The organism is Brevundimonas vesicularis, assembly GCF_032067225.1.
Lineage (GTDB): Bacteria > Pseudomonadota > Alphaproteobacteria > Caulobacterales > Caulobacteraceae > Brevundimonas > Brevundimonas vesicularis_F.
Genome location: NZ_DAMBJX010000003.1, coordinates 39,463 through 49,687, shown reverse-complemented (window position 1 = coordinate 49,687; position 10,225 = coordinate 39,463). Strand labels below are relative to the sequence as shown.

Genomic DNA, 10,225 nt, shown 5'->3' with positions numbered 1-10,225 from the left:
ACCGCCGCCGTCAGCAGCAGAGGGCGACCCACCCGCCACGAAATCAGCGGGCTCAACACGCCCATGGCCAGAACGATCTCGACCACGCCCAGGCCGCGCACCATGTTCTCGGGCGCGATGGCGGGCCAGCCCATCAGATTGATCAGGTTGGTCATCGGCTCGGTCAGCTTGGCGTAGCCGGCGGCGATGAAGAACATCGCGATCCAGCCCTGCAGCGTCCAAAGGGCGATGTTGGCGTAGGCGGCGCGGTTGCGCGACGGCGCGGTGGTGAAGGTCGAGGTGGTCATCGGGGAGGACGCCTGAAGGTCATGAACGGCTGCGATCAGGCCTTGGGGCGTTCCCCGGGGAGCCGTTCGCTGAAGCCTATATAGCGGCGCTTCAGAGCGTTGTCATCATGCGATGACATCAACTGATGACATCAGCTGATGACTTTCTGTTACGGTCCGGGGGCATTGGGCCGATTCCCAATGCCCCACAAGGATTTGCGACGCGCGATTTCAGTCTTCGGGTTGCGGCCCCGGCGTCTGGACGATCAGGTCGCCGGGCTGGCAGTCCAGTTCGCGGCACAGGGCGTCCAGGGTCGAGAAGCGCACCGCGCGGGCCTTGCCGGTCTTCAGGATCGACAGATTGGCCAGGGTGACGCCGACGCGGTCTGACAGTTCGGTCAGGGACATCCGGCGTTCGAGCAGCAGCCGGTCCAGGTGGATCATGATCATGGCGCGCGCTCCTCAGACCGTGGTCAGCTGTTCGTCGCGCATGGCCGACCCCTGCCGGAACACCTCGGCCAGGATGAAGACCACCAGAATGCCCAGCCAGGAGCCCAGGTCGAAGTCATAGTCGGACGGCGACTGGCCGATGCTCTGCGGGGCGACGAAGACCAGCAGCAGCGCCGTCAGCTGAATGCCGATCAGGCCCAGACCCACGCCTTGCAGTCGTTTGACGTTGGCGAACTCGAAGGCGTCGCCCTGATTGAGCGACAGCAGGATGCGTCGCAACCGGTTGATAATCCACCAGGTGAAGCCGCAGGCCATCGCCGCGCCGAGAAAGGTCAGGCGACCTGTCCATTGCAGGGTGTTGTTCGGATCAGCGTGGGCGCCCTTCAGTCCGTCGATCAGGCCCGCACCGAAGCTGGGCACGATCAGGGTGAACAGGAAGACGAGCATGGTGGCGATGGCACCGATCATCACGAACACATTGACGAAGCCCAGCAGCCAGCGCAGGGCGCTGGCGACGGAATATTTGCCGATCATCTTCATCTCGAAAGCCCTTCCATTCGGGTCGCCCTCCGCGACCGCCTTGGTGACTATCGATATGGATTTATCGATAAACGGGCAAGAAAATTATCGATAAACGAGATGAAGCTTTCGTAAGGTTGGCTTCAGGCGGTGAAGCCCCAGGCCAGACGCGCCGCCTCCAGTCGATCCAGCTTGGCTTGGAAGGGCGTCCAGTCGTCGGCGTCCGCGATGGCGGCCCAGATCGCCTCGACCTCGTCGATCAGCATCTCTTCCGGTTCACGGGCGGCGAACATCGGATGCTCCAGTCGCTCGATCCGGTCCGGTTCGTGCTCCATCAAGGCGAAGCGGAAGGCGTCGAAGGCCTCGCCCTGGTAATGCTTCGCGCGCGGTCCTGACAGGGCGCGGGCCGAGGAGGCGAAGCCCCCGAACCAGTCGAAGAACAGCGGCTCCCACCGTAGGGCCGCGCCGCCTTCGCGCAGTAGGGCCAGGGTCGTATCGACCAGCCGCTGATCCGCCGCCTCGCCCAGGCTGTGGACGCCCAGCCGCATCAAAAAGGCGGGGCGCAGCTCGCGGATATAGGCGGGACCGAAGCCGTTCAGCGCATCGGTCAAAGGCTCGACCTCGGCGACCAGTTTCAGACAGCCGGCCAGTTGCGTCAGGTTCCAGAACACGGCCTCGGGCTGGCGTGCGAAGGCGTAAAGGCCAGTCTGGTCAAAATAGGCGGCGGTGAAGGCCGGATCGTATTCAGGCAAGAACCGCCAGGGGCCATAGTCGAAGCTCTCGCCCGTGACGTTCAGATTGTCGGTGTTCAGCACCCCGTGCACGAAACCCGCCGCGATCCACCGCGCCGTCAGTTTCGCCGAGGCCTCGACAACAGCCCGCAGCAGACCGGGCGCATCGTTGCTGGCCACGTCCGGATGATACAGGCTGCGCACGTGTTCGATCAGCGCCTCGATCTGATCCTTGCGTCCCAGATAGGCCGCGCGCTGGAACGTCCCGAACCGCACATGGCTGTGCGACAGTCGCACGAGAACGGCCGACCGCGTCGGCGACGGCTCGTCTCCGCGCTCCAGCGCCTCGCCGGTCTCGATCAGCGAAAAGGCGCGGCTGGTCGGGACGCCTTGCGCCTCCAGCATCGTCGCTGCCAGAACCTCGCGCACCCCGCCCTTCAGCGTCAGCCGCCCATCGCCACCTCGCGACCAGGGCGTCTGGCCGGTGCCCTTCGTTCCCAAATCCATCAGCCGACCCGAGGCGTCGCGCATCTGCGCCGCCAGGAACCCGCGCCCGTCGCCCAGATCGGGATTGTAGTGACGGAATTGATGCCCGTGATAGCGCATGGCGATCGGACCGGGCTGTCCCGGCAGGGGCTCGAACCGCCCGAACGCCGCGATCCATTCCGCCTCGCTCGGCCCCTCCAGCCCGACCTCGGCGGCCGCGCGGTCGTTGCGAAACCGCAGGATCGTCTGAGGAAAATCTGCGGCCTGAACCGCATCGGCATAGTCCGCGCCCAAATCAAAAAAGCGCGGTTCGGGGCGATAGGCTGGGGAGACGGGCATGGCAGGCTAGGTGCGTGTCCAAGGAGAGGAGCGCAACCGCGCGCACGTCTTTCTTTCGTCGCCCTCCAGTTTCTCTCCGCTCGCCGCAGGATGACGAAGGGATAGGGTCAGCCATCCTATTCGCGTGGGGTCAGTCTCGTGTTTTCAAGCGCCTATCGCCCACAGGCATCCTCTTCCTGCCCACGCTTCCAAGCCGTGCGATGCTGTCCCGGTTCGTTCGCACGAAACGCACCGCATAGTCGGGGAGAAAGAAATCAGACGAATTAGACGAATTAGACGGTTTTTTTGCCGACGACCGTCTGCTGGGCGTCGGCGCGTCAGCCCGCGCCCAGCAGGTCCGACCAGCGCCAGCTGCCCTTGCCCAGGGCCAGTTGCGCGCCGCCGGGGCGGTCTTCCAGCTTCAGGACCGCCAGGCCTGTCATGCGCTGGCTTTTGCACTCGGCCGGGGCGAAGGCGACTTCCAGGGCGATGGCCTGGCGCACGCCCGCCAGACCCTTGCCCGCCTGGTTGCGGCTTTGCAGCCAGTCGCCGTTCCAGACCAGGATGGCGCGTCCGTTCGCATCCATGTCCTGGGACGCGGCGATGACGGCGCGGCGCACGGCCTGGTCGTCGCGCACCGCGTCCTGGACCCAGCGCACCATGTCGCACGCCCCTCCGCCCGAGCCTGAACCCGCGCCGGTCCCTCCCGAACCGCCCGAGCCGCCGACGCCCGTTCCGCCGCCGCCGCCCGAACCTGCGCCGACCGTCATGGCGCCGGCGATCTGGGCCGCGCCCAGCAGAGGCAGAGGCGGACCCGGCGGAGCGGGCGCGGCGGGCAGGGGTTCGACGTCGGGCGGGCGTCTGCTGACCACCAATCGCGGTCGCGCCGCCGCCACGGCAGGCGGTCGCCGCTGGGGCGCGGGCTTGGCCGGCGCGGCCGCCTGGGCGGCGGCGGCCGGCGCGTCAGACTTGGGTGAGAGATCGGGCGAGATCACGCGCGCGGGCGGCGGCGGAGGCGGCTCGACCAGTTCGACCATCATCGGCGGCGTCTGCGGCGTCTCGACGGTCGGCTCCGCACCGCCGTGCATCAACAGGGCCAGCCCCAGATGCGCGGCCAGGATCGGCGTCGCCGCCAGCGCCCAGCGCCGTGTGCGCGCCGCGCTCAATCGCCGATCCGTGATGGGAGTTGAACACGCCGCCGCATGGTCATCGGGACAAAACGCCTGTAAAAACCGCCAGGCTCCGTTGAAAACATTCGGTCGCGTCAGGAAAGTGGCGTCGTCGTGAATACAACCGCGCGACGGCGCAGAGCGGCGATAGATGAGCGTGTCCGCCCTCCGGCATTGGCCGTCGGCGGCGCAACGTCTTCACTGAGGTGATGGTTCCGTGCTCATGCAAGAATAACGCGAATATTCCATCTGCTTATGGTCAAGCTGACATGATGCCGCCCAAAGCGCGTCATTACTCCGCCTTGTCTCATACGCCATTTTCATCTTGCGCATGAACTGGGTGTGGCGCTCCCGGCAAGAAGGAGACAGAACTTGAGCAGATCGAAACTCAGGACGGCGGTCGTCGGCGGCGCCCTCATCGCCCTCGGCTTTGCGGCCAGCGGCTGCGCCAGCCATCGTTTCGTGCGTGATCAGGTCGAAGTCGTCGACAACCGCGTGACCACCGTCGAAGGCACCGCAGGCCAGGCCCTGCAACGCGCCAACGACGCGCACAAGCTGGCCGAGGGTAAGTTCCTCTATCAGGTCGTGCTGTCGGACGATTCCGTGAAATTCCCCACCGACGCGGCGGCCCTGTCGCCCGAGGCCGAGCAGCGCCTGGCCCAGTTCGCCCAGCGTCTGCAGGGCGAGAACAAGAACGTCTATCTGGAAATCCAGGGCTACACCGACTCGACCGGCACGCCCGAGCATAACGACCAGCTGGGCGAGCAACGCGCCGAGGCCGTGCGTCGCTTCCTGAACCGCCAGGGCGTCGCCCTGAACCGCATGGCCACCATCTCCTATGGCCAGGAACAGCCGGTCGCCTCGAACGACACGCCCGAGGGCCGTTCGCAGAACCGCCGCGTAACCATCGTCGTCCTGGCCTAAGCCGCCGCGACCTCGAACGCCGGAACGGCGGCCGCCTTCGCAGCGGCCGCCGTTTTCGTCTCTACAGCGTGTCGAAGAAGGCCGGCACGGCTTGAGTCGCCGGCCCGTAAACGCTTTCGTCGAACAGGCGCGCCCCCGACGTCGGCTCCAGGTTGATCTCGACCGTCCGTGCTCCGGCATACCGCGCCGCCTGCACGAAGCCCGCCGCCGGATAGACCGCGCCCGACGTGCCGATGGACACGAACAGGTCGCAGGCCTCCAGCGCCCGCTCGATGCGCTCCATTTGAAGCGGCATCTCCCCGAACCAGACGATGTGCGGCCGCATGACGCCCTGCGGGTGATGCGGCGAGGCCTCATCCGCCGCCATGTCCCCGGCCCAGCCCATCACTACGCCCGACCGGGTGCAGCGGCCTTTCAGCAGTTCGCCGTGCATATGGATCAGCTCGAACCCGGCGGCCGGCGGCGTCTCTTCATGCGCTCGGTCGTGCAAATCATCGACGTTCTGCGTCACCAGCAGGAAGTCGCCCCGCCACCGCGCCGCCAACGCCGCCAGCGCCCGGTGCGCTGCATTCGCCTGAACCTCGGCCAACTGCCGCCGCCGCTGATTGTAGAAGTCCTGCACCAGCGCTGGATCGGCCGCATAGCCTTCGGGCGTCGCCACATCCTCGACCCGATGCCCGCACCACAGCCCATCCGACGCCCGAAACGTCGGCACGCCGCTCTCGGCCGATATCCCGGCTCCGGTCAGGACGACGAGGTTTGTGTGTGACATGACGGCTTCATACCATCCTGCGCCTGCCCTAGAAGAGGAGGGAATCGTTCAGGAGCCCCCGCCATGAAAACCCGCGCCGCCGTCGCCTTCGAGGCCAAACGTCCGTTGGAGATCGTCGAGGTCGATCTGGAGGGGCCGCGCGCCGGCGAGGTGCTGATCGAGATCAAGGCCACCGGCATCTGCCATACGGACGCCTATACGCTGGACGGCCTGGATTCCGAGGGCGTCTTTCCCTCGATCCTGGGGCACGAGGGCGCAGGCGTGGTGGTCGAGGTGGGGCCGGGCGTGACCTCGGTCGCGGTCGGCGATCACGTCATCCCGCTGTACACGCCGGAATGTCGCCAGTGTAAGTCGTGCCTGTCGCGCAAGACCAACCTGTGCACCGCCATTCGCGGCACCCAGGGCAAGGGCGTCATGCCCGACGGCACCAGCCGCTTCAGCTACAAGGGTCAGGCGATCGCCCACTATATGGGCTGCTCGACCTTCTCGAACTACACCGTCCTGCCCGAGATCGCGGTGGCCAAGATCCGCAAGGACGCGCCCTTCGACAAGGCCTGCTACGTCGGTTGCGGCGTGACCACCGGCGTCGGCGCCGTGGTCAACACGGCCAAGGTCGAGCCGGGCGCCAACTGCGTCGTTTTCGGCCTGGGCGGCATCGGCCTGAACGTCATCCAGGGGCTGAAGATGGTCGGCGCCGACATGATCGTCGGCGTGGACATCAACGGCGACAAGGAAGAATGGGGCCGTCGCTTCGGCATGACCCATTTCGTCAACCCGAAGGAAGTCTCCGACGTGGTCGCCCATCTGGTCGAACTGACCGGCGGCGGCGCGGACTATACCTTCGACTGCACCGGCAACACCGTCGTCATGCGCCAGGCGCTTGAGGCCTGTCACCGCGGCTGGGGCGAGAGCGTCGTCATCGGCGTCGCCGAATCCGGCAAGGAGATCGCCACCCGCCCGTTCCAGCTGGTGACCGGCCGCGTCTGGCGCGGTTCGGCCTTCGGCGGCGCGCGCGGCCGCACCGACACGCCCAAGATCGTCGACTGGTACATGGACGGCAAGATCGAGATCGACCCGATGATCACCCACACCTTCGCCCTGGACGACATCAACAAGGCCTTCGACCTGATGCACGAGGGCAAGAGCATCCGCTCGGTCGTGGTGTTCTGACGCCTTGCGCGTCGTCGGGTTCGTTGTTTAAGAAAACGGACCGAAAGAGGGAGGTCTGACCATGTTCACCCACGTCACCGTCGGCGCCAACGACATCGAGGCGTCGCGCCGGTTCTATGACGCCGCGCTCGGCGCCCTTGGCGTCGAGCCGGGCCAGGGGCCGGATCCCAAGGGCCGCTATTGGTGGCGCACCCGCATGGGCGCCTTTGCGATCGGCGCGCCGATCGACGGCGAGCCGGCCTGTCACGCCAACGGCGGCACCATCGGTTTTCACGCCAATACGGCCGAGATGGTCCAGGCCTTCCACGACGCCGGCGTCGCCGCCGGTGGTCGCGCCATCGAGGACCCGCCCGGCGAACGCAAGGGCCCCTTCGGCCCCATGATCCTGGCCTATCTGCGCGATCCCTCGGGCAACAAGATCTGCGCCATGCACCGGGTGGGGTGAAGGGCGTCAGCCGGTGGCTTGGGCCTCACGGTATCGCATGTCGCGGGGGCCATGTGCGGCGATGGTCGCACACTGGTCCGCGACGGCCTTTCGATAGGCCGGGCGATCCAGGCAGCGGTCGAAATAGGCCTGCAGCGCGGGATAGGCCTTTAACATGTCCAGCGATGCGGCGATCTTAAGGACTGAACTCATCATCAGGTCGGCGACCGTGAAGGTTTCTCCGACCAGCCACAGACGGTCGCCCAGCGCGAGCTGGAGCTCGGATAATCGCTTTTCGGCGAAGGGCAGAACCTGCGGCCGCCGCGCCGCCTTGGCCGCTTCGTCGGGCAGGAAGAACTCAGCCTCGCTGACGTTGATCAGCGCGCCTTCGACGCTGTTCAAGGCGGCGAAATACCTGGTCAGAACCTGCGCTCGCATCACCGGATCGGACGGGATCAACACGCCCGCTCGTTCGGCGATGTCCCAGACGATGGCGCCGCTCTCGAACATCGGAGCGCGGCCGTCCTCCTCCAGCGTCGGCACCTGACCGAACGGCTGAAGCGCGCGGTATTCCGCCGACTTCTGGTCCACTGCATCCAGCAACCGGATTTCATAGGCCCAGCCCGCCTCGTTCAGGATCCATCGCACGCGGTGATCCCGAACTTGTCCGGCGGCGAAGGGCGGAACCCATTTGAAAGCGGTGACGGTGATCATCTTTTGATCCTCATGGTCGGTCGCTCGCCGACTCTATCACGAGCTTCGCGCGTTGCGGACATCGGCCGGTTGCACTAGCCAGAAGTCATGACCTTGCAGACCACCAAGACCCACGCTGTCCACGGCGGAACCCTGCGCTATCTGAAGCACGACAGCACGGCGACCGGCACGCCGATGACGCTGTCGGTCTTCGTTCCAGGCGGGGAGGGGCCCTTCCCGGTGCTGATCTGGCTGTCGGGCCTGACCTGCACCGAGGACAACTTCACCACCAAGGCGGGGGCCTACCAGGCCGCCGCCGAACATGGCGTCATCATCGTGGCGCCCGACACCAGCCCGCGCGGAGAGGGCGTCGCCGACGATCCCGCCTATGATCTGGGTCAGGGCGCGGGCTTCTATCTGGATGCGACGCAGCCGCCCTGGGCGCCGCATTTCCGCATGGAGACCTATGTCACCGAGGAACTGATCGCGCTGATCGACGCCCAATTTGCTACGACGGGCGTCCGGTCGATCAGCGGCCATTCGATGGGCGGCCACGGCGCCCTGACGCTGGCGCTGAACCACCCCGACCTGTTCCGTTCGGTCTCCGCCTTCGCGCCGATCTGCTCGCCCACCCGGTGCGCCTGGGGTGAGAAGGCCTTCACCGCCTATCTGGGCGACGACCGTGCGACGTGGGACCGCCACGACGCCGCCAAGCGGATCGCCGCCGGCGCGGCGCGCGGCGTCTATGACGACATCCTGATCGACCAGGGCGACGCCGACAGCTTCCTGACCGACCAACTGAAGCCGGAACTTCTCAAAGCCGCCGCCGACGCCGCCGGCCAGAAGCTCACCTTGCGGATGCAGCCCGGCTACGACCACTCCTACTTCTTCATGGCCAGCTTCATCGCCGACCACATCGCCTTCCACGCCGAACGTTTGAAGACCTGAGCCTTCATCGGTGCTAAGCGGCCGCCATGAGCGCTTCTGATCCCTACGAACCGATGTTTTCCGCCCTGTGCCGCGAGGTGGGCTACTGCCTGCACGCCAAGGGGCAGAAGCGGGTGATCGACGCCCTTCCCAAGGGGCTGGACGCCGCCGTGCGCGCCGTCTTCGCGGCGGAAGGCGTGGACGAACCCAATGCGCCGGGCGATGTGAAGCGCGCCGTTCGCGATTGCCTGAAGGCGAACTTGCCAGCCGCCTAGCCTGGTCTGGTCACGGCGTCGGCACAAGCTCGGTCGTGGTTCCCGAGGGCGTCGTGACGGTGCGGATAGTGACGGGCGCCTTGCCTGTCTCCTCGATGGTCGTCGTCGTCGAAGACCAGACCGTATGACTGACGCGGCAGGTTCTACCGCCATAGTTGTCCGCGCCGATCGCGGGGTTTTGGGTGCAGGTCGGCGTTTGACTCGCCATATCCGCCGCCGCCTTGTCCAGCGCCTTGAAGCCGGCGCAACCGCTTCCTGAAAAGGCCAGCGCCAGCAAAGCGATTAATCCGATACGCGACATGACAGCCTCCGATTGACGGGTCGACAATCGCGCGCATCATGGGTCGATGCAAATGGCCAAGCTGAACAAAAACGCGACAAAATCGCTTGGGTCAGACGCCATAGCCCCTAAATGGGGTTCAGGAACAAACCCGTCTTCAGGAGACTGACATGGCCTTCACCCTGCCCCCGCTGCCCTACGCCTATGACGCGCTGGAGCCGGCCATCGACAAGGAGACGATGACCTTCCACCACGACAAGCACCACCAGACCTATGTCGATAACCTGAACAAGGCCGTCGACGCCGACGAAAACCTGAAGGGCAAGTCGCTGGAGGAAATCTTCACCAGCATCTCGACCGCGCCCAAGGCCGTGCGCAACAACGGCGGCGGCCACTGGAACCACAGCCTGTTCTGGGAACTGCTGGCCCCGGCCGATCAGGCGGGCGAGCCCTCGGCCGAGCTGAAGGCCGCCATCGACGCCGATCTGGGCGGCATGGACAAGTTCAAGGAAGACTTCAACGCCGCCGGCGCCGCGCAGTTCGGTTCGGGCTGGGCCTGGCTGATCGTGCAGAACGGCAAGCTGAAAATCACCTCGACCCCGAACCAGGACAATCCTCTGATGGACGTCGTGGACGAGCGCGGCGAGGTCATCCTGGGCGCCGACGTGTGGGAGCACGCCTACTATCTGAAATACCAGAACCGCCGCGCCGACTATCTGAAGTCGTTCTGGACGGTGGTGAACTGGAACAAGGTCAACGAACTCTACGCCGCCGCCAAATAAGGCTGCTTCAGCGCAGAGATCGAGAGATGACGACGCCCG

General features: G+C 65.9%; 14 protein-coding genes. 6 read left to right on the top strand and 8 right to left on the bottom strand.

Features of this window, described 5'->3' with window-relative positions; genetic code table 11:
- From RT123_RS01385 to RT123_RS01365, 5 genes are all read right to left on the bottom strand, one after another.
- On the bottom strand, window positions 1-287 hold a 287-nt coding region (locus tag RT123_RS01385; protein ID WP_313007209.1), incomplete at its 3' end, for a DoxX family protein.
- Window positions 288-497: 210 nt separating this feature from the next.
- Window positions 498-716 carry a helix-turn-helix transcriptional regulator gene (locus RT123_RS01380; RefSeq protein WP_313007206.1) on the bottom strand — a complete coding sequence of 73 codons (219 nt, stop codon included), beginning with the start codon at window positions 714-716 and terminating at the stop codon, window positions 498-500.
- Window positions 717-728: 12 nt separating this feature from the next.
- Window positions 729-1,256, bottom strand: coding sequence for a DUF2975 domain-containing protein (locus tag RT123_RS01375; RefSeq protein ID WP_313007204.1), 528 nt, complete (start codon window positions 1,254-1,256; stop codon window positions 729-731).
- A gap of 122 nt (window positions 1,257-1,378) precedes the next feature.
- Window positions 1,379-2,791, bottom strand: a complete 1,413-nt coding sequence (locus RT123_RS01370) for a protein adenylyltransferase SelO family protein (protein WP_313007202.1) — start codon at window positions 2,789-2,791, stop codon at window positions 1,379-1,381.
- Window positions 2,792-3,108: 317 nt separating this feature from the next.
- Window positions 3,109-3,936, bottom strand: a complete 828-nt coding sequence (locus RT123_RS01365; RefSeq protein WP_313007200.1) for a hypothetical protein — start codon at window positions 3,934-3,936, stop codon at window positions 3,109-3,111.
- Between the two features lie 375 nt (window positions 3,937-4,311).
- Between RT123_RS01365 and RT123_RS01360 the strand changes: the two genes are divergently transcribed.
- Window positions 4,312-4,863, top strand: coding sequence for an OmpA family protein (locus tag RT123_RS01360; RefSeq protein ID WP_039244254.1), 552 nt, complete (start codon window positions 4,312-4,314; stop codon window positions 4,861-4,863).
- A gap of 61 nt (window positions 4,864-4,924) precedes the next feature.
- On the opposite strand, the gene RT123_RS01355 is transcribed toward RT123_RS01360, so the two are convergent.
- Entirely contained in the window at window positions 4,925-5,635 is a 711-nt protein-coding gene (locus RT123_RS01355; RefSeq protein ID WP_313007198.1) for an NAD-dependent deacylase, read from the bottom strand.
- A 63-nt stretch (window positions 5,636-5,698) separates the two neighbouring features.
- Here RT123_RS01355 and RT123_RS01350 point away from each other — a divergent pair, with 63 nt between their 5' ends.
- Both RT123_RS01350 and RT123_RS01345 read left to right on the top strand, forming a co-directional pair.
- On the top strand, window positions 5,699-6,805 hold the full coding sequence (locus RT123_RS01350) for an S-(hydroxymethyl)glutathione dehydrogenase/class III alcohol dehydrogenase (RefSeq protein WP_313007197.1): 1,107 nt from the start codon (window positions 5,699-5,701) through the stop codon (window positions 6,803-6,805).
- A 61-nt stretch (window positions 6,806-6,866) separates the two neighbouring features.
- The gene (locus tag RT123_RS01345) at window positions 6,867-7,250 is read left to right on the top strand and encodes a VOC family protein (RefSeq protein WP_313007195.1); all 384 of its coding nucleotides are present in this window, start codon (window positions 6,867-6,869) and stop codon (window positions 7,248-7,250) included.
- A 6-nt stretch (window positions 7,251-7,256) separates the two neighbouring features.
- Here RT123_RS01345 and RT123_RS01340 read toward each other — a convergent pair whose 3' ends face one another.
- A complete protein-coding gene (locus RT123_RS01340; protein WP_313007193.1) occupies window positions 7,257-7,943 on the bottom strand; it encodes a glutathione S-transferase family protein in 687 nt (228 codons plus the stop codon).
- Window positions 7,944-8,030: 87 nt separating this feature from the next.
- On the opposite strand from RT123_RS01340, the gene fghA reads away from it, so the two are divergent.
- Entirely contained in the window at window positions 8,031-8,870 is an 840-nt protein-coding gene (gene fghA, locus RT123_RS01335; protein WP_313007191.1) for an S-formylglutathione hydrolase, read from the top strand.
- Between the two features lie 26 nt (window positions 8,871-8,896).
- Window positions 8,897-9,124, top strand: a complete 228-nt coding sequence (locus tag RT123_RS01330) for a hypothetical protein (RefSeq protein WP_313007189.1) — start codon at window positions 8,897-8,899, stop codon at window positions 9,122-9,124.
- A gap of 10 nt (window positions 9,125-9,134) precedes the next feature.
- On the opposite strand, the gene RT123_RS01325 is transcribed toward RT123_RS01330, so the two are convergent.
- Window positions 9,135-9,425 (bottom strand): hypothetical protein, encoded by a 291-nt coding sequence (locus tag RT123_RS01325; RefSeq protein ID WP_313007188.1) that lies wholly within the window; start codon window positions 9,423-9,425, stop codon window positions 9,135-9,137.
- A 149-nt stretch (window positions 9,426-9,574) separates the two neighbouring features.
- Between RT123_RS01325 and RT123_RS01320 the strand changes: the two genes are divergently transcribed.
- Window positions 9,575-10,186, top strand: coding sequence for a superoxide dismutase (locus RT123_RS01320; RefSeq protein ID WP_017504687.1), 612 nt, complete (start codon window positions 9,575-9,577; stop codon window positions 10,184-10,186).
- The last annotated feature ends 39 nt before the right edge of the window (window positions 10,187-10,225 follow it).